Source organism: Tabrizicola sp., assembly GCF_030694085.1.
Classification (GTDB): domain Bacteria; phylum Pseudomonadota; class Alphaproteobacteria; order Rhodobacterales; family Rhodobacteraceae; genus Tabrizicola.
The window spans coordinates 40,569-61,195 of the sequence record NZ_JAUXZE010000031.1; the positions used below are offsets into that span (position 1 = coordinate 40,569).

General features: G+C 57.4%; 19 protein-coding genes. 3 read left to right on the forward strand and 16 right to left on the reverse strand.

Going from position 1 to position 20,627, the window contains the following annotated elements:
* Positions 1-100 precede the first annotated feature (100 nt).
* The 16 genes from Q8M85_RS03940 to Q8M85_RS04015 form a co-directional block, all read right to left on the reverse strand.
* Complete coding sequence (locus Q8M85_RS03940) at positions 101-532, reverse strand: single-stranded DNA-binding protein (protein ID WP_305540549.1); 432 nt, start codon at positions 530-532, stop codon at positions 101-103.
* 15 nt (positions 533-547) lie between these two features.
* Positions 548-1,015 carry a transglycosylase SLT domain-containing protein gene (locus Q8M85_RS03945; protein WP_305540552.1) on the reverse strand — a complete coding sequence of 156 codons (468 nt, stop codon included), beginning with the start codon at positions 1,013-1,015 and terminating at the stop codon, positions 548-550.
* A gap of 58 nt (positions 1,016-1,073) precedes the next feature.
* Positions 1,074-1,670 carry a hypothetical protein gene (locus tag Q8M85_RS03950; protein WP_305540555.1) on the reverse strand — a complete coding sequence of 199 codons (597 nt, stop codon included), beginning with the start codon at positions 1,668-1,670 and terminating at the stop codon, positions 1,074-1,076.
* A gap of 72 nt (positions 1,671-1,742) precedes the next feature.
* Positions 1,743-4,493: a TraM recognition domain-containing protein gene (locus Q8M85_RS03955; RefSeq protein ID WP_305540557.1), complete on the reverse strand. Its 2,751-nt coding sequence runs from the start codon at positions 4,491-4,493 to the stop codon at positions 1,743-1,745.
* Positions 4,494-4,520: 27 nt separating this feature from the next.
* Positions 4,521-7,583, reverse strand: a complete 3,063-nt coding sequence (locus tag Q8M85_RS03960; RefSeq protein ID WP_305540559.1) for a hypothetical protein — start codon at positions 7,581-7,583, stop codon at positions 4,521-4,523.
* Complete coding sequence (locus Q8M85_RS03965) at positions 7,567-7,764, reverse strand: hypothetical protein (protein WP_087864736.1); 198 nt, start codon at positions 7,762-7,764, stop codon at positions 7,567-7,569. Before Q8M85_RS03965 ends, Q8M85_RS03960 begins: the two co-directional genes overlap by 17 nt.
* Positions 7,761-8,804, reverse strand: a complete 1,044-nt coding sequence (locus Q8M85_RS03970; protein ID WP_305540562.1) for a hypothetical protein — start codon at positions 8,802-8,804, stop codon at positions 7,761-7,763. The genes Q8M85_RS03965 and Q8M85_RS03970 overlap by 4 nt, the downstream gene beginning before the upstream one ends.
* Before the next feature lie 153 nt (positions 8,805-8,957).
* Positions 8,958-9,677: an HNH endonuclease gene (locus tag Q8M85_RS03975; RefSeq protein WP_087864737.1), complete on the reverse strand. Its 720-nt coding sequence runs from the start codon at positions 9,675-9,677 to the stop codon at positions 8,958-8,960.
* A gap of 78 nt (positions 9,678-9,755) precedes the next feature.
* Complete coding sequence (locus Q8M85_RS03980; protein ID WP_216361026.1) at positions 9,756-10,148, reverse strand: hypothetical protein; 393 nt, start codon at positions 10,146-10,148, stop codon at positions 9,756-9,758.
* 43 nt (positions 10,149-10,191) lie between these two features.
* Positions 10,192-10,779 carry a type IV secretion protein DotIE gene (locus tag Q8M85_RS03985; RefSeq protein WP_087864738.1) on the reverse strand — a complete coding sequence of 196 codons (588 nt, stop codon included), beginning with the start codon at positions 10,777-10,779 and terminating at the stop codon, positions 10,192-10,194.
* Between the two features lie 38 nt (positions 10,780-10,817).
* On the reverse strand, positions 10,818-11,477 hold the full coding sequence (locus tag Q8M85_RS03990; protein ID WP_305540570.1) for a hypothetical protein: 660 nt from the start codon (positions 11,475-11,477) through the stop codon (positions 10,818-10,820).
* Positions 11,478-11,494: 17 nt separating this feature from the next.
* Positions 11,495-13,195 carry a DotG/IcmE/VirB10 family protein gene (locus tag Q8M85_RS03995; RefSeq protein WP_305540573.1) on the reverse strand — a complete coding sequence of 567 codons (1,701 nt, stop codon included), beginning with the start codon at positions 13,193-13,195 and terminating at the stop codon, positions 11,495-11,497.
* 11 nt (positions 13,196-13,206) lie between these two features.
* Positions 13,207-14,331 carry a DotH/IcmK family type IV secretion protein gene (locus Q8M85_RS04000; RefSeq protein WP_087864745.1) on the reverse strand — a complete coding sequence of 375 codons (1,125 nt, stop codon included), beginning with the start codon at positions 14,329-14,331 and terminating at the stop codon, positions 13,207-13,209.
* Between the two features lie 19 nt (positions 14,332-14,350).
* The gene (locus Q8M85_RS04005) at positions 14,351-15,109 is read right to left on the reverse strand and encodes a DotI/IcmL family type IV secretion protein (RefSeq protein ID WP_056639275.1); all 759 of its coding nucleotides are present in this window, start codon (positions 15,107-15,109) and stop codon (positions 14,351-14,353) included.
* Entirely contained in the window at positions 15,096-15,377 is a 282-nt protein-coding gene (locus tag Q8M85_RS04010) for a hypothetical protein (RefSeq protein ID WP_056639273.1), read from the reverse strand. Before Q8M85_RS04010 ends, Q8M85_RS04005 begins: the two co-directional genes overlap by 14 nt.
* Positions 15,378-15,895: 518 nt before the next feature.
* Positions 15,896-17,035 (reverse strand): hypothetical protein, encoded by a 1,140-nt coding sequence (locus Q8M85_RS04015; protein ID WP_305540578.1) that lies wholly within the window; start codon positions 17,033-17,035, stop codon positions 15,896-15,898.
* Between the two features lie 931 nt (positions 17,036-17,966).
* Between Q8M85_RS04015 and Q8M85_RS04020 the strand changes: the two genes are divergently transcribed.
* From Q8M85_RS04020 to Q8M85_RS04030, 3 genes are read left to right on the forward strand one after another with little or no spacing between them, the layout of a single operon-like run.
* Positions 17,967-18,449 carry a DotD/TraH family lipoprotein gene (locus Q8M85_RS04020; RefSeq protein WP_056639271.1) on the forward strand — a complete coding sequence of 161 codons (483 nt, stop codon included), beginning with the start codon at positions 17,967-17,969 and terminating at the stop codon, positions 18,447-18,449.
* Positions 18,450-18,454: 5 nt separating this feature from the next.
* Positions 18,455-19,363, forward strand: a complete 909-nt coding sequence (locus Q8M85_RS04025; protein WP_082576749.1) for a type IV secretory system conjugative DNA transfer family protein — start codon at positions 18,455-18,457, stop codon at positions 19,361-19,363.
* A gap of 1 nt (position 19,364) precedes the next feature.
* Complete coding sequence (locus Q8M85_RS04030; protein ID WP_087865045.1) at positions 19,365-20,603, forward strand: ATPase, T2SS/T4P/T4SS family; 1,239 nt, start codon at positions 19,365-19,367, stop codon at positions 20,601-20,603.
* Positions 20,604-20,627 lie beyond the last annotated feature (24 nt).

Here is a 20,627-nt window from a genome sequence, read left to right on the forward strand (position 1 = left end):
ATACACCGTCAATCGAAAATAAAAAGGGCGCTTTCACAGCGCCCCATTAAAACCACGCTAAATTATCGCCACGGCTTTTTAGCTTCTAAAAAAGTGCCGCTTAGTAAGGAATTTGGTCATCCGTATCGTCATAACCACCCGCAGGTAATTGCGCTCCACCCTCCTGGCCCTTCGGACGGCCATGAAGTCGCAGCTCTGTAGCGATAAGCACCAGTTTGGAATCCATTGCGGGGGTGCCATCACCGTTTGTGCGCGTCTTGCTTTCCCACACGTTCTTATCCAACCGCCCGCGCACCGTTATCTCGGCTCCCTTGCCAGAATACTTCTGCAGCCGCTCAATATGATTGGCCTGAAAGAACGTAATTTCAGCCCACAACGTTTGATCGACCCACTCACCCGACTGGCGATCCTTGTAGCCGTTCTCGATACCCAGATTCACACGTCCAACAGGGTGTTGGCTATCTGGGTTAACGATCTCAACGTCAGTTGCTAAGCGGCCAGTAACTTGAAAGCTATTTTGAATTCGAGACATTGCGACTTCCTTTTGTCAGTGAGTAGAAACCTGTGTGGGGTAATTCGCCATCAGCCAACGCCCCCAGCGCGCCGCAAGTGGCACCAGCTTGCGCCGGTAGATCGTGTTGTATTGAGCCGTGGCCGAGTGGTAGGTGGCGACACGCACCCAGTAGTCGTGATTGCCAGGGGCATCCAGCCGCTGCCGGAGGAACCACGCGGCCAGCTCGGCGTTGTAGCAACCGCGCCATGCCGCATCGGTCTTGCTGACGTGCCGAAACACACCCGATTGGGTGTCGAAATGCATGGTGTTGATCTGGAAGTGGCCCAGGTCGTCGGTGCCGTTCGTGTTGCGCACGAATTGCCCATTCTTCCCACCCTCGACCGAGGCCAGTGCCAGTAGGACATTCGCAGGGACGCCCTGGCGCATCGCCGCTTGGATCACGCAAGGAATGTCTGCAGGGCCGACACGGTGCTGGGGATCATTGACGTTGAGCACTGGCATAGCCGCCGCGCCCACGACCGTCAAAGCGCTCGCGCACGCGGCCAGCCCTGCCAGGGCTTTAGCGAAACCACTTCTCATTGTTGAACCACGACTTGAAAGCGCCTTTGACGTAAAGAACGCCGTTTTCCACTTGCCATGCCCGGTAGCTCTTTTTTAGGAAGAGCACGAACATGCACAGGGCCAGTGCAGCCCAATTGATCGACAGCAGAAGGCTTGAGCCCTGCAACAGCATCCAGCAAAAGCCCAGGAAAAAGACAACCGCAGCGCCCAGGAATATCCGCGAACTCAGGGTGTGCGACTTCACAACCGACGCACGCTCCTCAGTGCTTAACCCGTCAAATAACGTGAGCGACTGCTCTTCACGGATCGCCATGAGGGTCGGGGTCACAGTGCTCTTGTCCCGCCCGCCCAGAAGCATGAAATCACACTTGGTGCAGGCCCAGGTATAGGCCATCTCGGTGTTGTCGCCCTCCTGCGCTCCCTGCACCCGCATCACCCCACCAGAACAATGCGGGCACAGGGGGTTGGTCAGCGTGTCATACAGCGCCTTGATGGTCTGGTTGTTCTGCCGAAGGGTGTTCACACCCAAAACGCCAGCCGGTATCTTGACAAAGACGTACTTTGCAGCGCCTTTAGCTTTTCCAAAAATGCTCATGTTGACGCCAGATATATAGCAATGTTCAAAAAACAGTCGTTACGCTTATTTGAACAGAAGACCGGCATCGCATCAATCATCTTTCAAGGTCTTTTTCATGAGCGCACCACAGAAGGCGTCCAGCTTGGACAGGCGCTCCTGGGCCTCGTGCACGTCCATCTTGGCGGGCATTGGAGGGTCGATGTAGGCGGTCTGTTTGATGATTGCCTTGCGCGTGGCCAACACCTCTTGCTCGGCCTGCCACTTCGCATCCAGGCTCTCATAGGGCTGACCCCGGCCCAGCATCTCAATGTCTTTGAGCAGCGCTTCATCGCCCACTGAAAGCTCGGCGTCGAAGTCTTCCTCGGTCTGGGGTGCATCCACGGCACCGGCCAGCATCAGGTGTTGGCGCAAAAGTGGCAGCGCCCGCTCCTTGAAGGCGTTCGCTTCGCTCTGCGTAAGAACGATGCTCGTGGACACATAGTCGTCATTCAGACTGATCTCGTCATCATCGGCTGCAGGTGCAGATCCCGTAGCGGCTGGAAAGGCCGCAGGATCAGCATTCAGAGCCTCACAGACCTCCAGCAAGCGGCTGCGCAAGCTCGGCTGGCCCCGCGCCGCCTCGGAGGCACCAGCGGCCTCCTGGGCGCCATCGGCATCCGATGGGAACTCAGGCGCCTCCTGCAGGAACTCTGGTGCTTCGGGAGTCTCCGGCACCTCGGGTAGGTCAGAACGCGCCGTAGCAGGCGCCGTCACCGGCGCTGCAGCAACTGCAGGCGCCTTGCTACCCACTGCACCAACCAGCTCGTTACCCTTGCGGGACAAGAACCAATGCATCACCGCAGCCGCCGCATCAGGGCGGCTGAGCCGCGTGGAATCCGGCGTCACGTAGTTGTGCGCAAACAGATTTCGCATCGAGGTCAAGATGGGGTCAGCCTCCACGGCCTGGACCAACATGACACCGAGTGATCCGTCGCTCAAGGCGCCTTGCAGCAGCTTCACCGCCTTGCGGTTCTGCGGCAGATCGGCTGGCTCCGGTGCCTGAATAGGCAGGAAGTCATTGATGCGCATTTCCTTGGGCGTCTTGCCACCACCCGTGTAGAAGCCCATCCCCCGGATGACACGCACCCCCCCGCTCTGCCCTCCCCGCTCTTTCTTGCCGATCAGGAACGTGAACTCGCCGTTCTCCTGCATCGCAAGATCGTCGTAGTCGAGCCGATTGCGCCGCTCGATGGTGATGTTGTCTTGCTGACGAAACACCTCATTGACCGCCCCGGACTTGCGCTCGAAGCCAGACATGCGAGCTTCATCTGCCTCACCCGCAGCACCTTGCACCCGCTTCCACGTCTCACTCTCTTGCCCGGAGGTGATGCGGCCGATGGCACGGATGTTGGTGTTTTCCCAGGTCGCATCGGCTTCTTCTGCGGAGGACTTCTTGAGCGAGGAAAAGTCCTGCGCGGCGAAGATCACGGAGAAGCCAAGCGAACGAGCCTGAGCAGGTGCCACGGCGAAGCCGATCACGGCGTAATAGCCGTACTCGTCAAGGATGGTGTAGAACGGCACAGCGGCATTGGTGGGCCGGGAATCAATGATCTCTCGGACCAGGCCCTCCACGCGATTGCCCAGGCACCCGGCCATCATCTGCTTGATGGAGCCCACGATCATCTTGCCGAGCATGCGCATGGAGTCTGGCGCCCGCTCCAGCGCGGGCAGCAGCACCACCAGCAGGCGCCGGTTAATCACCACATCGTAGAAATCAACGTCGCCCACCTTCGTCTTGAAAATGTGGCCGTAGTTGAAAGTAAGGTCATTGAAAATCCGGGTGAGCTGCATGACGATGAAGCCATGCTGCTCAAGCGTTTTCGTCTCCTGCTTCTTGATCTTGTTTTTCTGGTATCCGGGCAGCGTCAGGAGGTACGAGCGCAGCGGTGCGCACACCACATCGAACGTCTCACCGTACTTGCCCTTGTGCTCCCACACCAGTTCCTCGATAGCGTTCAGCTCGAAGTATTCGAGGTAACTTTCCGGCGCCAGATTGATGTACCCCTTGTCGCGCAAGAAAACGAGGGGGCGAGTTAGCGCAGCCACAAAGCTGATTGCTCGGCCCTTCCACATATCACCGCCACCACCGGAATCGTCCATCAGGGCCACGATCAACTCAATCAACATGCCCGATGAGGTATTCCCCATCATGTTCATGTTGTTCGTCACTTTGTCGTACTGCTTTTCAACGAAGTCGCGGCCAGAGGTGATGAAGTTGATGATGAGCAGGTCATCCTCACGGCCAACACGGCGGGCCAGCTTGAAGATGTTTTTCTGCAGGGCGGGATCGCCCTTGCCGTCCGTGTAGATGAACCCCGTGTTCTGCACCAGGGCGTTGAAGACGAGGCCCAACAAGTATTCGGTCTTGCCAGAGCCCGTGGTGCCCAGCACGAGCTGGTGGGTGCGCAAGTCACTGTCGCCAGCGTAGATTTGCTCGCGCGTCTCAAGATCGTTGCCCAGCATCGTGATGCCAGAGCCAAGGCCTTTGCCCTTGAGCGTGGAGCCATCGCGCAGCTTCGACTCAATGGGCATGCGATAGGGGAAGTCGAATGCTCGCCCGTCCACGTTGCCGTACATCCGCCAGAACAACCAGAGGATGAGCAGCGCAAACTCCCCTGCGAAGGGAAGAGGCTTGACGATGGCGAATGCCACAGACAGGCCCACCACAATCAACAGGAAGATCGCGCCGCCATCGGGTGACGAAAAGAATTCCGAGATTTTCTGACCCGCGAGCCGCGTGTCTTTACGGCGTCGAGAAGCCCTTACCTCATGCTTGCGCGAAGCACCCCTGTACTGAACCATTCGTAACCCCTTCGCCTACAGCAGCATTCAACCCAGCGCGTGCGCAGGTGACTCGAACCATTCCGCCAACAACTCTTTGGCGATCTTCTCGATCACAGAACTTTCCATCGCTTCGTCCACAAAATCGGCATCCGCGAACTGCTCTTGCTTGCGCCGCTCTACGAGCTTCTTGCACGAGCCGGACGGAAAGCGTTTGGCGAGCAGCTTGCGTGCTGCATCACGAGGCATTGCCTCATAGAGCATCATCCGCAGCTTGCGATCCTCGGCGGTCGTAGAGAGCGCCCACAGCCGCATCGGCCCCGGCGTCAGCGTGAACAACTGCGAAAAGGGGGAACTCTTCGTCTCAAACTTCGCCAGGAAGGTGCCGCCATCGGCATTAGGGCCGTGCACAAAGTTGACCAACCCCTGCTCTTCGACGGGCGACAAGCCGATGTTCTCGCGCATCCAACGGCGCGTCTGCTCGGTCCCTGAGTCCATGATGAACTGCGTGGTCGCAACCTTGCAGAGGTCGCCAAAGTCTTCCATAAGCTGGCTGGCAAGAACGATCTCCATATTCCACTTCCGAGCCTCACGCGCATCGGTCAGCACTTGCTGACGCAGGATCGGATGCCCGCCCGTCTTGTGAAATTCATCCATGCACAGCACCTTGTTTTCGTCAACGATCTCGTTGACCATCTTGGTGAAGTACGGACGGGCATACGCCTCGAAGAACGGCAGGTCTTCACGCGAATAGGCCACCTTTTTCATGAACGACTCGCGGGCGATCATGAACATGAGCGAGGTCTGTTTCTGCGCAGCCGCAGAGCCCAGCATCGCCACGTCTTGCAAGTCCAGTGAAACGACGCGCGCAGCTCCCAGGTCGAACTTCGTGTAACTGGCGAACACAGGAAAGTCACCGACAGCTTCACGCACCCCAGTAACAAACGTGGGGATCAGATCGCGACCGCCTTCTGTCTTCGTCGTACCGTACTCAGACTTGACCTCTTCGGAGCTGGCAACTGCTGCGAGGTCAGACAACGTGGGAACAGCGTACCGCTGGGCGATTTCAGCCTCGTAATACTGCTCAGCCTTGAAAAACGCATCCACAAGCTCCCAGTAGCTGGTGGCGGGCATGATGGTGATGCCCAGCTTTTGCACAGCCTCATCGAGCAACCGATGGTGCCCAGGTCGATAGCGATTCGGTTGAGCCTTCTCCAGCCGATCCGACTTGCGCATGTATGCAAGGTCGATGATTCGACCGACGAACGTGGACATGCCTTCAAAGGCCCTGCCATCACGCTCGGGCGGCGTAACCAGGGCCGTCATGAAGTTCTTGAGAAATTCACGTCCACGAGGCAGCGGCTCACGCTTCGTGAGCGGCGTGTCCATGGTGTTGATGCAGTCCCGCTCGTTGTTCTGCAGTCGCTTGTAGACCGCAAGGTGCCGCATGTTCTCTGGCAGCGCATCCTGCACCAGATCAATGAATCCAGCCGACGAGATACCAATGTCGATGATGCCCACAAACGGAAGGCGCTGGATACCGGGCAACAGGCAGGACTCGAAGTTATTGGAGTTCATCAGCACCGACTTGCCATAGCCTGGGCGCCCAGCGATCAGCGTGATCCATGTGGTTTGTTCCGATGCGAAGCGCTGGTAGTTGAGCACCTTGCCATCGCGGCTGCGGAAGATGATGGAGCCACGCGCAAAAGGCGATGCGGGGCGGGTCAGCGGCAAGAGTCCCAGCGCCTCATACAGGGGCGCAGGGCACGCGGGAGCGTAGTGCTTAGGCGAGAGGCCCACGCAGCACGTCTGAAAGGCATCCATGACGTACCCAGTGCGCTCAGTGACCGACGACTTGCCCCACCCTTCGAGCGCGCGGAGCACCTTGGACTTGCGCAACCGCAGCTCACGCACGCCTTCTGGCGTGTAGTCAGCCCAGGTCATGGCCGCAATCCGCAACTTCACAATCGTCTCGCCATCGCGCTTGCGCTCCTGCAGATCGCGAAGCGCAAGGTTGATGTTGCGATTGATCTCAGAGGTGAAGCCCAGCAGGTTCGCGAAAAGCTGCTTGAATCCTGTGCCCTGCAGGCCATCGCCTTCGATCATCACGGACAGGGTGTAGGGCATTGACCGCGAGCGCCCGTTTTCCTGTGTGTCGGAACGATTGAGCGCCGAGAACAGGTGGTTGAAGAACTTGGGCTCGCGCGGTGGGGCGCTGACGAACAGCGGCGCATAAATGCGGGTGCCAACACGAATGGTGGTCGGGTCAGGGATCTGTGGATTCGAGATCGTCCCAATGTCCGCAGAGGCTGTCATCACCTGCTCAGCGATGCGCGGATACAAGAACTCGCTGTAGTCCTCGTGCCTCGCGTTGTCCTTCCAACGGAATGGAATCTTCTTCCCTGGCAGCGCGGGCTCCCAGCCTGGGCCGCTTATGTCTGGATACACGCTGGAGCGCACTGCGCGCAAAGCGTCTGCGGCGTTGAGAATTTCAGCGTGGCAATTGAACTCCGGCGAGCACAGGTCCGTCACGACCTTGGTCACGTAGGCATTGTGCCGATCACGCAAGAATGAAATAGGCCGCAACAGGTTCTGCGCATCACGAGTGGCGGGCCATCCGCTTTCCTTGCGAAACGTGTTGACCTGTTCCTGAAAAATCTTGCCCTCGATGGGGTCCAGCAGCGACGGGCGGGACCAGAACACCAGATAGCACTCTTCGTCGTAAACGTAGTCGCCATAGCGATCCACAGTCTCATCAATCAGGTCGTGAACAGCCAGAGACAGGCGCTTGGCCGTAGCGTGCTGCTGCTCTGCATTGCTCACCAGGGCCTCACGGCCATCGAGGTCACGGCGGAAGATCGCTTGAAGCTGGCGCCCCCGATGGTCCAAGAAGATGCCAAGCGACCCCGTGACGAGCGACAGCAACTGCCGGAACTGATCCTCACCCAAAATGCCCTTGCTGCCATGAAAACGAACGATGGTCGCAAAGCTGCCATCAGAGGTGACAAGGCTCCGGCCCTCGTCCACCGTCTCAATGTCGCAATAGTCCTGCACGCTCATTTTCACCGACTCCAAGATGGAGACAATCACCGACTCAAATTTTTCCAGCATGACTCACCCTTTCGACAAACTGCTCGATAAAGCCATGAGCCTGCGCGGTACGCACAGCCTCATCCGACTCCCTGTCCACCAAAATCCCGTCCAGCTCCAGCATTTGCACCACGCTTGCATGCGAGCGCAACACCGCTTCGATCTGGTACAGCCCACTCTTGCCCTGCTCGCCCTGGCTCATGCCGACTCCCTGGCTTCAATGAAACTAGCCATGGGCGGCATCAAGCCCACATCCATTGCAACGTCGAGGATGTGCTTGATGCCACCCTCGGGCACCCGCACAACGACATTGCCCATGCCGTAGGCAATCAGGTTCACGCCCCGGCGTGACTGCATGCGCTGGGCATAGTCAAACATTTGCATGCGGTCGATGGCACGCATCCAGGCCGCACGCGCGGTGAAGCCAGTGATCCGTCCCACTCGCGGCTGCTTGTTCATCAGTGCTGTCCAAACCTGCTCGGCCACAAGACCGAGGCTGTAGGACAGCTCGTCCATTGCCCCTTGTGGCAGCTTCTCCGCATAGCTACCAAGGCTTTCATAGCCCTGCTCGCAGATCATTGCGGCCCGCAGCTCCACATCCGCGTACTGGCGCACAACGCGCCACTCAACATCAGTCAACCACTCGCGAATGGACTTGGAACCGCTGCCCCAGGACAGGGCCTCGGCCATGATCGGCTTCACGTTGGTGATACGGCAGCGAACCATGAATGGCTGCTCCATGTTCTCCAGCTCGGCTTCTGACAGCTTTTGCTTTGCCAACACCCAGCCTGTATCGGGTGGCACCTTTTGGGCGAGCATGCGTCGCGCATAACCCAGGCGATTGCAGCGAAGCGTGGCGCTGCTGGTGGTGCCTCGGCCAAAGCTCACGGGCTGTATCACGGAGACGCTTGGATGCCCCGCAATCGTCTCGAAGGTGGAGTAGTGCACCTCGGGGATGCGGCAGCGATCTAACCCCATGGTGGTCGCGTAGTCGTCATTGAGACGGCCATGGCTCTGGACCTTCACATTCAACTCCCGACAGGAGTAAGCCACCACGCGATGCGCAATCAGGGACAGAGCCTCTGCTGTGTCCTTGGCCTTGCCGGTGTTGCGGCCCAGGCCAAACTCCGTGGCTATCTGCTCGAAGGAAGTTCGCAGCCAACTGTCATTGCGGAAATTGGCATGCATATTCAACTTGGCAGCAAGGAATGCCGAGTAGCCGAGGTTTGTCAGCCAGATCACATCGTTGGGCAGCTCCGAGATACCTTGAATGCGGCGCGCGGTTGTGCCACCGATGGAGGCCCACCCGGCTGTCAGGGAGACGACTGAGCGATCCCCCGACCCCATCACCGAGCTGGGGTCAAATACTATGGCTCCAATGCGCATACGACTGGCTCAGACGTGCTGCGGGCGCAGCGTGTCGAGCAACGCAGGCCAGTGATTCATATCCAAATACTGGCTGTGTGTTCGCGTGAGGTAACCGGCAATTTGGCCGTCACGAAACGCGGCTTCCGTTGGAATCACGCGAAGCCCATCGAGCGTTTTGTTGCGCAGCGCAAACGCTGCATCGTCGAGCTTGGACAGGCCCACCGCAATCTCATGGCCGTTGGAGAAGTCGGCTTCAAAAACGCGCTTGAAAATGTCTACAGAACGGCTCTCGAAGATCGCATACAGACCCTTGAGCCGCGACTGCACATCCTCGTTACCCACTGCCATTGCGCAGTGGTAGATGCGCATCAGATTCGTGATCTCAGCTTGGGTCAATTCAGGCACCACTGCCAGGAACATCGCGCCGCGCATCGCGGCCAAGCCCAGGTGAAAGCAGAGATGGTCAATATTGCAAATCGTCACGAGGTTCGATTCGCGGTTGTTCGTGTGGTCATCATCAAGGTGATGGACCTCTTGGTTCGCTGTGCTGGCAAACCCGCAGAACCAGCAGCGCCGACCATCGCGGTCGAGCACTTTTTTGCGCACTTCCAGAAACACGGCATCCGCCTCATTGCGGTCATGCTCAGACTGCTCCATGCGCCACTGCTTGCGCTTGACGCTCAACACCGGCAAATTCGCGAACCGCGTCAGGAAGGCCTCGGGCCTCGTAGGCGGTATCAGTTCCATGCTTCCCATATTCGTCCGTGATGCGGTGATTGAGCTGTGACTGCGGCCCAGTGATAGCACCTGGGCCGCTGGTTCGGATTAGCCCGTAACGGTGTTACGCATCATCCACATGATGGTGCCAACGCCCGCCATCGCACCACCGATGAACAGACCCACGACAGCCGAGAGTGGCTTTTCGCGCTCATCCTTGGACGCCTTCCAGAGGGTGTACAGCGAGATGGCCACGACCACGAAACCGCCGATTGCCACGAGCTGGATCAGCAGAGATGCGCCAGTCTGCGCGGCACCGTCGATGTTGCCTGCAATGTCGTCAAACTTCTTGCCACCAGAAATGTCCTGAGTCAGGTCGGTCTTGCTGATTGCGTGCGCAGGGAGAGCCAGCGTGCCGCTGAAAAATGCGACGACCAACGAGCAGGCGAGATATGCCTTGTAGCGAGCGATGGCTGCGAGATTGAGGAAAGCTGCTTTCATGAGTGAACTCCGGTTGTAAAAAAGTAAAAATTAGGGAACGAGATCAGAACGGGGTGAACATCGAGATGATGTTGAAACCCAGTGTGTTGTTGACTACATCGGCAAACCACTTGAAGTTCCAGCAGAGCACGCCGCCGAGAGCCCAGCCAAAGGCTGAGCCCATATGGGCCTGCTCGTTGTTGTAGTAGCGATTGACAGTCATAAGGGCTTTGAACATAGCGATGAAGCCCACGACTTGCATGATCGACAGCAGCGCGATGGTGGCGACGGCCCCCTTGTCCGCCAGCGATCCACCAGCGCTGTACGCCATGTCCGTTGGCATGATCCGCGACGCCACATAGTCATCCGACACAGTGCGGGACATGATGCCCATCAAATTGAGGGTGGACAGCGCGCTCAAGAGCGCACCAACCAGCAGAGAGATCAGCGCCGATCCAGTCGAAAAGCGCTGACGGCCAGCAACGTACTTCAGCGCGTTGTCATGAGACACCCCCCACAGCTCGACCAAGGCAGAGCCGACGAGATACAGACCAACCAAGGCTGCGATGCCTTGGATCATCATCAGCAATGCAGGGGCGACTTTGCCTGCATTGACGAGCAAATCGAGTAGATCGGGGAAGCCGGTGCCCATGGTTCAGTGCTCCAGAAATGACGTGCGCAAAACGGCTCTCAGCGTTTGGCCTGAACATCGACAAGTACCTGCCCATTGGGCGCTACACGCTTGATGACAAGAGCACCGTCCAGAGGGATCGTCTCGCCCTCGCTAACGCTCCACTCGTCGTTGCCATTGCGAATCCATGCACGATTCCCGACCGAAGCCAGAACCTTCGAATCGCCGCCAGTGAGTTGCATCGACTTGTCCTTGGATGCACGACGCTCAGCCGAACGCTCCGCAGCCGCAATGCGCTCACTGCGCGTGGGGCGAGAGTCTTGCTCTTCGGGCTTCACAACGTTGATCCGCGTGCCAATGCGGGCTTTCTCCAGATTGCCTACGCGGCTTGCAGTCACTTGAATGTTGTTGTCCAGCGTTGTGAGATTCTTGTTCTGCTGGTCAACCGCCGAGGCCATTTGCGAAAAAGCGGCTTGTGCACTTTGTGCATTGGAATCGACCTTCTCACGCAGCGCCTTGACCTCCAAGCGAAGCTGCTCCAGCTCGACCGATACGCCATTGACTGGCGATTCAAATTGAGCTGGGCGGCTTCTTACCGCCTTCTCGGGTTTGCCAGACGCCGAGATGAGCGCGCCAGCGATCACCATCACGACGACAAAGACGGCGGCGGCGATCCCGACCAGTTGGCCGAACGACATTTTTTTGAGATTGATTGCCATGATTTCTCGCTTTGCGTTCAATAGTTGCTGTTCAAAGGACCGCGATACCTGTTGTCATAGCCGGTGCCCTGGTACTGGCTCGGTGCCGCTCCAGTGCCGCCTGGGGCGTAGCCGTATGGGGTAGTTCCATAACCGGGATTGAAGGTGCCCTGCCCTGCCTGCGGGAACCCCACGGGGGTGGGGGCGTTGACTGCATTCCCCTGCCCACCGGACTGTTGGAGCGCCTGCTGCTGGGCCAACTGTTGGGCCAACTGCTGGGCAGTCAATTGCTGCGGTTGTTGCTGTTGCTGTTGCTGTTGCTGTTGCTCATCACTATTTGCAGGCAACACGTCCTCTAAGAAATAGAGCACGAAGCCCGTCTCAGCGGGTGTTGAGTACGTGCTGGGCTGATTGAAGCCGCGACGCCGAATTTCGGCGCCAATTGCAGACCCCATCTCACCGACAGCAGAGCCAATCACTTGCCGGTCACGAGGCATCTCATTGGTCGTGATGATGCCGCCTGGGGTGGACACAGTTGTCCCCACTGGCTGCTGATACACACGGCCTGCGCCTTGGAGCAACGCTGCCGCTGCAAGCGACGAATAGCGGCTGAGCGTGTGGTGGTCGATCTTCTCTGCCATGCCCATCTTGGCATCCTGCTCACGCAATGCCACTGCACGAATGCGCATGGTGCTGCGCTCGTCCTGGGGGGCCAAAGTCATGAAGGTGAGCGAGATGTTGTTGTAGCTCTGCTCAATCATGCCGATCAGCTTGGCGCCCTTCCATGGACCACTGCGAACGGTTGCAAGGACAGTGCGCCCATCGTCAGTGTTGGCTTCCGAATCAAGGGTAGCGAACATAGTGTTCCCAGCCTTGATCGTTGGCTTGCGGGACGCCGCGCGCATTGCGCTTGCAGCGGCTCCGCTGCTTGCACCACGAGCGGGGGCCACGTAGTAGGTGGACTGGGTGTAGGCCCCCAAATTGTTGAGGCTGTCACTGCCTTGGGAGGCAAACATGCCGCCGATCTGTTTCACGATTTCTTGCGAGACAGATTCAACATATTTATCGCGATCACCTTCCGCCTGCTTCTGATCCGTTTCCAGCTTCGCTGCAGCACGTTGCAACTCTTGGTCGCGGCGTTGCTGCTCCGCTTGCTGTTGCGGCGTCTGCTGCTGTGGCGCTGCGCCCGAAGGCATGGGCTGTGCCTGCATGCTGCGTGCGCTCCCGTTGGCCTGGGCACGAGCAGCCTCTTCTTCGGGGGTTGCAAAGCCCGCGAACTTGGCAGGTGCTCCAGGGGATTCCTGCTTGGAGCTGGCACCGATGTTGTAGTCAAAACCGGGCTGGTAGCTCCCCCCTTTGTTTTGTGCTTCCTCGGCCTCGCGGCGCGACTGCTCTGCGCGGCGAGTAGCTTCTTCGGGCGTCACCGCGTTGGTCGAAACGCGATTTTGTGGAGACGTAGGAGCGTCCACCTGGGCCTTGCTTCCAACCACTGGTGCATCACGCATATTCGTCGCTGCAAGCACACCAAAAACCACTACGACAACCGCCGCAGCGATCAGCGCAAGTTTGCCTGGGCCAGAGCCAAAAGTGGCACGCAGGTTGCGCCGCCTCACATCGGCATCAGCCTTGCGCGCGGCACCATTTGCTTGTGGGTTCACAGCAGGTTCAGGGCTGAATCCCTGGTCTTCTGCTACTGCATCGGGGTTAGCGCCCGTACCGTTGTTGTTTGCGTCGCTCATCTGCTGCTACCTCACTCAAAGAAAGCCGTTTGTGCACGTCCACCGATGGTGAACGTCGCAGCTTTTGGCACACCGACATAGCGGTACACGGACACTCCGCTGGTGCTGCGAGCTGCAGCGAAGTACGCTGGATACTGGGCGTTAGCGCGAGCTTTGACATACAGGTTGCGGTCATAGACCCAGGCCTCGGCGCCGTCCAAGCCAGTCACCCGCAAACGCTTCGCGCTCGCAGGAGGCACGCCATCAAGGAAGTACGGCATAGCGTTGTCCAGCCCTGGAGCAGCTTGCATAGACACCTCAGCCTCGGCATCAGGATTGCGCCCCGGCACCTTGGCATCTACGCGCATATCAACCTCTGCTTGACCAGTTGTCAGGACAAAAATCACTGGTGTCGATTGGCCGCGCAGCGTGACCGTCACGTTGCCATAGGCTGCTGGCGTGAGCGCTTCGATGCTCAGCACGTTCGTCGGCGTTTCGGCCTGCCCGCCCTGCCCGCCCTGCCCCGCTCCAATGACACGGCCATCACTGAACAGTTGACGATTCATGCTGACCTTTTCGATCATCCATGGCTGGCCGCTCACATCCGAAAACACAAGGCTTGTCTGCTGCCCACGAGACAAGCGCAGTGTGGGTGGTGCGACGCCTGGATCGAGATTCACAAGCAATGTGCGAGTCACCGGCTTTGCGGGGTTCAGATAAGGCATCGAACGCTGCTGCTGGCGTTCGATGTAGATGGACTTCAAGCGCTCAACCTGCTCGGGCGTGAGCTGCATGTTTTCGATCTGGCGAACGGCCCGCTCCACAATGGCCTCAGCAGGTGGATACACCACGCTGGGACCATCAGCAGTTGAGTTGACAGTGCCCGCTGGCATCACGATAGGAACAGGAGCATTAACCTGCTGCCCCAGTCTGTTTGGTGGCGCAGCTTCGCGAGGTGATGCTGCAGGAGCGGGTGCAACCGGCACAGCAGCAGATGCCGCCGCCGCAGGCGCCGACTCTGCTGCAGATGAGGCTGGCGCCAACACCTGCGGTGCCTGCTGGGGAGCAGGCGTTATTGGTCCCTGTTGCGCAGCGGCTGCGCCGTGCAACAGGAGCGCCGCAACAGCCGTTGCGACAGAAGAAAAAGCTGCTTTCATCATCATTCCCTACATGCCTTCAACGTTGACTTGCGATTGGGGACAGCACCAGGGAATCGACAGCGATACCCTTCAAGTTCACTGCGCTGGCTTCTTGCTCAAGAATCGTCACATGGGCCAGGAAGTCCTGGCGTGATCGTGGCTGGCTCTCACCACCCGAAAAGAACTCGATAGCCACGGGCACGATTGCCACCCAGTAGCGCTTGGTGCCGCGACGGCCCTCTTCCTCGATCTGCGGCGTGCGTGTCGCCATCGTGCGAAGGACAAGACGCCCCTTGATGACACGCTCAAGATTGCCGCTTTCTTGGAGCGAGGCGAGGTACTGCTTGCGTCCAGCATCTGTGAAACGCTTCGTGGCAACATCGTTGATCGCGGGCCGGTAGTTCACGTAGTCGTAGGTGTAGGCCTCAACCACAGTGTCTTTGGCGTACTCAGTCAGAGCAGCGGGAGTGACGCGCACTTGCGCGTCACTGCTGACTGCACACAGCGCCCTGTTGTCAGTCGTGGGGATGTAGCGGTACTTTGGGAACAGAAACAGTGCCGAACTCACCGACACCGCAAAGGTCGCACCCAACGTGAGCGCCAATCCCCAGACCCTCACATTGCGTTTTTTGAGAGTGATGTTTTCTTGGTGCAGACGCGCGACTTCGCGCAGCACTGCAGCAGCTTCACCAGGGGTCTTGTCGTTGGCGATCTGAGCAAGGATCGCGTCGTCAAGCTGACGCCCCTCAAGCTGATCCTTGCCGTTGTCCGGTTTTGTGTTCTCAGTTTTTGCCATAGCGAATCTCTCCGGTGCGGCTGTCCAGCACGCAAATGTGATCGGTCGCGTCCCAAAAGATCACGTCCTCATAACTGGTTTCCGTAAGGAGCCAAGCACACGAGCCCATGAGGCCCAAGACCAGCACCACTACTGCCACCTCCCCATAGACGGCTGCGCGGTCGTAAAAGCGATTCAGACGGCGCAATGTGCGCACGTCCGAACTTCCATCACTGACCCCCCAACTCGTCTGGCCCGAAAGCCAACCCCGAACGCTGTGCAGACGCATGAATACCTCTCGTTGGGCCGCATTCTACAAGCCATTTCAAAATCCGCAATCACGCAATTTTGCGATTTCTGCGTATGTTGCTGTTGCAATGCACTCCCTTATGACATTGGAGACATACCTTTATGCAACATTCTGAAGCACTCCAACGATCAATCACTGGACTCAGATCAGCAGAACGCTGCGCACCGTCTCGCCCACTGGGAAGGAGCAACAAAAGGATGGATTTCAGGGCCAGTTGAGCGCGCCGTGTACGTGCCGCGTCTGCGCCGCATCTGCGACGTTTATGAGCCGCGTAGGTGTCGCATTGGAGCCGTTGCGGTATACATAAGGTGCAACCGCCCCTCCTGAGTGCCGCATGAGTGCTGCATGGGAGCCAGTTGGGCGCCGCCTACGTGCCGCTCCCGTGTCGCATGCGTGTCACATGATTACAAAATGCGTATCGACGCAATGTTGCGAAATTTAACAATTGCAACTGCGCGTGCAAGTGTGCAGGCGCAAAGCACGGTCGTGCTTTTGAGTCAACTTTTATCTGGCTGGGGGCCTGGGCGGGGCGATGGCTCACTCCACTGCGCAACGTCCTGGGGCGCCTGCACCTGCGTGTAGCGCACGGCCAGCAGGGACTCCCTCGCAGCGCGCATGCTGCGCCCGGTATAGCCCGAAAACTTCCGTGCGTAATGCCTGTGCGCTGTCTCCTCGCTTGAATGCCCAAACAAGGCAGCAATCTGACGGCGGTCCTGACCATCTGCTTTTGCATTTGCAACAGCTTGATGGCGCGTCCCGTAAATAGACGGAACGCTTCCTTCCCACCCTTTACTTAGAAGCGTTCGGCGTATCGCTCTCTGCAAAGAGTCATAAATCTTTTTTGTCTTGTCTCCATAAGACAACCTAGAAATCTCAGGCGTGTACAACTCCTTGATTGCAGCAAGCCACTTTCTGATATAGGAAAGATTTTGCTCTGTCAGGTTTTCAAGCATGATTATTCGATGCTCTCCATTAGCCCTTTCAGCGGATTGCTTGGCGTTATATACCCGCAACGCAGTACAGGTTTCAATCTCGCCATCTCTACCGATAACAAACTCACCCAATGGATCTGTCTTTTGATGCTTGATGAGCGCCGCATTTAGCCATTCAATTGGCCGCAAGCCAACCACGAGGTTCGCCCGAATAAACAACAATCCGTGCAAGAGATTCAAGCTCCTGTCATCAATTGCAGCCTTAGAAAGAATTTCTACTGCCTCATCGGGAAAAGCCTTCAAATTTGGACTTGAAGTCATGCCCGATTTTTTTGGAAGTGCGCTCGTCCCTAGAAACTGAATATCTCTGTATGCAGACTCATAACGGTCAATAACTAAAGCACCCGAATCCATAAGTGATTGCGCTTCCGACGCAATCCAAAATAAAGCAGCGGCCTTTTCAAGGCGCGCTGTGGCTCGGGTAATTTGGCTGTTGTCCACGCGATCCGAAAGATCGCGCACGAGCATCTCAGGAGTTAATCTTGAAATTTCGCCGCCAGCCACTCGGCTGGCGGCTTGTCTTATCTTTCTCGAATACAGAACAATGGTATCTGCAGACAGTGATTGACCCACTCGTTCCTCAGCACCAATACGAGAAAGCAGATCAAGCGCCCGCGTTCCTCCTGTTATCGAATTTTCGTACATAGCAATTATTTATTTAGCTCACAAAAGTAGGTATTTTGCGGATGCAGATCAAAAGAGGGCAGGGTGGCACAGGGCAAAACCTCCAGTTCGGCACCAGCTCAGCAGACCGTCCAGACCTGGCGCAGGGCCTGGCACCAGCTCGCCGAAAGGGCGCAGATCTACGCGCATCCTGTGACCAGAAACGTGTGCTTCGGAACCAGAAAACACGCCCCCAGGAGTCCCGGCACGCGGGCTCCGGTAACAGACGGAGGTTCCAGATCATCGGTGTTTCGGCGGCAGAAGGGGAAAAGCATGGTCGCAGATTGGTCGGCTTGGTCACAGATGGGCGTTACTCCGCCAAATCTTGGATGTATCGCCGCCAAAAAATGGATGTATCGCAGCACAAACGACCCCTCAAAAGTGCCCAGAATGAAGCCCATGCCTACGGATTTCCGCAATTATGCGGATGTATTGCAGCATGGACAAGGGGCACAGACGGACAGTCCAAATTTCGCGGCAAAAACACGCGGAGTAACGCCCATGTGGGCTTCTGTGACCAGAACCTCGCGCTGCCTGCGACCAGAGGACAGGCAACAACTGCAGCATGCGTGCCGCAATGGTGCCAGATTGGGGCGCTTGAGTGCCATTTACGCACCGCATCTGCGCCGTGAGCGTGTCGCATCCGTGCTGTTTGCCGCCAATTTCAGGCGGGTACATAGCGCAAGAGGCGCCAGATAGGTGCCGCATTGGTGCCGTATAAGAGCCAGAAGAGGACCGTTTGCGTGTCGTTTTGGTGCTAGAGAACGCATTTTTGCGCTCGAATTCATGAACTTGGGGATGCTTCTTTTGCCTTGGCGGGGTATGATCCCCGCGTGCGAAAGTGCGCTCCAAGCACGCCACAACATCACAGTTTGTCGTTTTATCGTCGTTTCACTTTTTGAAGGAGTCTGCAATGGGATTGAGATTGACTGCATGTGCGAGTCTGGCCGTGGCGTTCACGCTGTTGGGCTGCGCCACTCCCCCCGCGCCCATGGACGAGGACTTTGCGTCCAAACTGATTGCCGAGAAAGCTGCGATTGCAGCAGGCGCTCAGCGCGATTACGCGGCGCTGCTCGCCGAGGACTATTCGACTGTCCAAAAACGGCAGGCCGCATTTGACACTGACACCATTGACGTGGACTACATCGGTAATCCACGCGAGCTGGTGCAATCCCTCGCTTCGCGCTATGGCATGGCATTCAGCGAGACAGGTCGTCCCGCTGAATTGCGTCCTATCAATATCCGCATGAAAGGGGTCACACCTGATTCAGTTCTCCGAAATATCGGCAATCAGATGCACCTCGCGGCTGATCTCGTTCTGAATCGTCCCGGCAAGTCACTCACCATTGAGTACAAGAACCGCGACAGCGAACAGAATCAAACAAAGGGAGGCTAAGCGCTATGGCTGCTGATATTCCTGTGTCCCTTGAGCAATTGCAGGCGCAATATGACCGCCCTGCAATGGTTCGATCCGCCGATGATTCTTCATCCAGTATCAAAATCGAAGCCCTCAAAGAAGCCGCTTTGGGCATTGGAGTCAAGGGTGGATTGCGAAAACAGCTCGCCCACATCAATGGCGTGATCGAAAGAAAATCGCGTGAGCTGGATACGGTTTACGATTTCGGCAATCTGATGATTCGGGATCGGGTCGTACCCGCAGTTATCACCGAAGCCCGTGATTTGTATAACCAAGACGGCGCATACGCTCTGCGTTTATCTGGTGCCTCTTACAAAATCGACCAACAGCCGCGATTCTCGTCAGTACCTCCGAACTGGCGTGATTACCTTTGGTTCGGCAATGCAGACAAAGATGATGATGTGGCATCTGGCAATATGCGGCCAAAAACAGATTATGAGCGCCAGCTTTGGCGTGAATACATCGGGAAAGGTTGGCAGCAGGGTATCGACCAAGCGAACGTCATGCTGCAATATGGGCTCGACCGCCTGAACCGGGACTTGACTGGAATGATCCGGTTCCACACATTCGTGCTGCAGAACAAAATCACGATGCCCGCCATTGCGACGCAGACATGGGCATATTCGGCACAGCAGAATGAAACCATTGCTGTCGATGAAACGCTTCTGCGCATCACGACCTTGCCTGAATTCAACCCCGCCATTGACAAATGGCGTGCGTCTGTAAAGACCTCAGAGATCGTGCCTCCTATTCCAGCGCAGCCTACGCAGTCCATGCGCCGGATTTCGCCAAAGTTCAACCCCACGCCCGATCCAGCACAGCCGCCAGCTCCTGAACGGCGCACGCTGCCCCACGGCCAGGATGGCGAAGGGCAGGGTGCCGCAGGTGTCTGATATGAGCGAGCCCGTGGGCAAGCTGCGGGTGGAGGCCGGTGGCTTGCTGCCACGCGCTGCTCGCCTTACCGACTTCGTGCCCCCACAGCGCTTCATCGTGCCGGAGCACTTGAAAGGCGTGATGCTCGAAGCTCAGGCACACAATGCCAGTGACGTGTACATCCAGCCTGGGTTGCCGATCTGTGCACGGATCAACGGCGACCTCATGGCTCTAACGCCCAGCACTCTCGATGAGAGCGAGGTCATGTACATGATTAAGTGGACGAGCAACCGGGACACCGCTGAAACGGACATACTTTCAGGAGTCCCGGTCAATGCTCGGTACGAGCTTTTCTCGCCAACTGAGAGAGACGCCCGTGGCGCAAAGCTGCGCTACGGCTACCGCGTCAACATTTCCCCGATTCTCAACCCAGGTGGCACGTCTGGCCAGATCGTGCTGCGCTCAATCCCAAACGAGCCAATACCGTTCTACAAAATCGGGTTGCCAGAGACGCTTGTGCGCGATTGCATCCCCGAGAGCGGACTGGTCTACATCGCCGGAGCTACCGGATCAGGCAAGACCACCACTTTCGCGGCCATCATCCGCTACATCCTGGAAAACGACACACCCATCAAGGGCAATCTGTTGACGCATGAAGAACCAATTGAGTTCACATACGACCAAATCAACAGCCAGCATTCAATCATCGTGCAGTCTGAGGTGCCACAGCACTTCAAGGATTTCTACGCAGCCAATCGCGAAGCGATGCGCAGAAAGCCAGGACTTGTACTGGTTGGCGAAATGCGTGACGAAGAAACCATTCGTGCCGGTGTGGAGCTATCTCTTACTGGGCATCCAGTTTTTGCCACGGTGCATGCTACTGATGTGCCATCGGTAATGCGAAGACTCATATCGCGTTTTCCATCAAACGAGCGTGCTACCGCTATTTACGACATTGTTGATACTGCGCGGATGATAATGGCGCAGCGCCTTGTAAAAGGCATTGATGGAAAATTGATCGCTGTACGTGAATACTTGAAGTTCAACGACGAAATTCGCGACGAATTGGCCGAGCTGGACCAGATGGGAAAGATTACCAGCGTGATCGCCAGAATCGTTGAAGAGAAAGGGCACTCCTTCCGCAAGGAAGCCAGCACGCTGCTCGCCGAGGGGCGGATCACCAAAGCTGTCGCTGAAAGCATCTTCCCACCGCAGAAGGAGCAACAGCTAAAGGCGATCCTGGCTAGTCAGGAGTCCTGAGCACCTCGCTCCTACGTGTTGCAT

What these genes read in the sequence shown, in the direction of transcription:
- Q8M85_RS03975 (WP_087864737.1), bottom strand. Translation starts at nt 9,677, where the DNA reads ATGGAACTGATACCGCCTACGAGGCCCGAGGCCTTCCTGACGCGGTTC.
- Q8M85_RS03990 (WP_305540570.1), bottom strand. Translation starts at nt 11,477, where the DNA reads ATGGCAATCAATCTCAAAAAAATGTCGTTCGGCCAACTGGTCGGGATC.
- Q8M85_RS04000 (WP_087864745.1), bottom strand. Translation starts at nt 14,331, where the DNA reads ATGAAAGCAGCTTTTTCTTCTGTCGCAACGGCTGTTGCGGCGCTCCTG.
- Q8M85_RS04010 (WP_056639273.1), bottom strand. Translation starts at nt 15,377, where the DNA reads ATGCGTCTGCACAGCGTTCGGGGTTGGCTTTCGGGCCAGACGAGTTGG.
- Q8M85_RS04020 (WP_056639271.1), top strand. Translation starts at nt 17,967, where the DNA reads ATGGGATTGAGATTGACTGCATGTGCGAGTCTGGCCGTGGCGTTCACG.
- Q8M85_RS03960 (WP_305540559.1), bottom strand. Translation starts at nt 7,583, where the DNA reads ATGCTGGAAAAATTTGAGTCGGTGATTGTCTCCATCTTGGAGTCGGTG.
- Q8M85_RS04030 (WP_087865045.1), top strand. Translation starts at nt 19,365, where the DNA reads ATGAGCGAGCCCGTGGGCAAGCTGCGGGTGGAGGCCGGTGGCTTGCTG.
- Q8M85_RS03945 (WP_305540552.1), bottom strand. Translation starts at nt 1,015, where the DNA reads ATGCCAGTGCTCAACGTCAATGATCCCCAGCACCGTGTCGGCCCTGCA.
- Q8M85_RS03995 (WP_305540573.1), bottom strand. Translation starts at nt 13,195, where the DNA reads ATGAGCGACGCAAACAACAACGGTACGGGCGCTAACCCCGATGCAGTA.
- Q8M85_RS04025 (WP_082576749.1), top strand. Translation starts at nt 18,455, where the DNA reads ATGGCTGCTGATATTCCTGTGTCCCTTGAGCAATTGCAGGCGCAATAT.
- Q8M85_RS03980 (WP_216361026.1), bottom strand. Translation starts at nt 10,148, where the DNA reads ATGAAAGCAGCTTTCCTCAATCTCGCAGCCATCGCTCGCTACAAGGCA.
- Q8M85_RS04015 (WP_305540578.1), bottom strand. Translation starts at nt 17,035, where the DNA reads ATGTACGAAAATTCGATAACAGGAGGAACGCGGGCGCTTGATCTGCTT.
- Q8M85_RS03940 (WP_305540549.1), bottom strand. Translation starts at nt 532, where the DNA reads ATGTCTCGAATTCAAAATAGCTTTCAAGTTACTGGCCGCTTAGCAACT.
- Q8M85_RS03985 (WP_087864738.1), bottom strand. Translation starts at nt 10,779, where the DNA reads ATGGGCACCGGCTTCCCCGATCTACTCGATTTGCTCGTCAATGCAGGC.
- Q8M85_RS03950 (WP_305540555.1), bottom strand. Translation starts at nt 1,670, where the DNA reads ATGAGCATTTTTGGAAAAGCTAAAGGCGCTGCAAAGTACGTCTTTGTC.
- Q8M85_RS03965 (WP_087864736.1), bottom strand. Translation starts at nt 7,764, where the DNA reads ATGAGCCAGGGCGAGCAGGGCAAGAGTGGGCTGTACCAGATCGAAGCG.
- Q8M85_RS03955 (WP_305540557.1), bottom strand. Translation starts at nt 4,493, where the DNA reads ATGGTTCAGTACAGGGGTGCTTCGCGCAAGCATGAGGTAAGGGCTTCT.
- Q8M85_RS04005 (WP_056639275.1), bottom strand. Translation starts at nt 15,109, where the DNA reads ATGGCAAAAACTGAGAACACAAAACCGGACAACGGCAAGGATCAGCTT.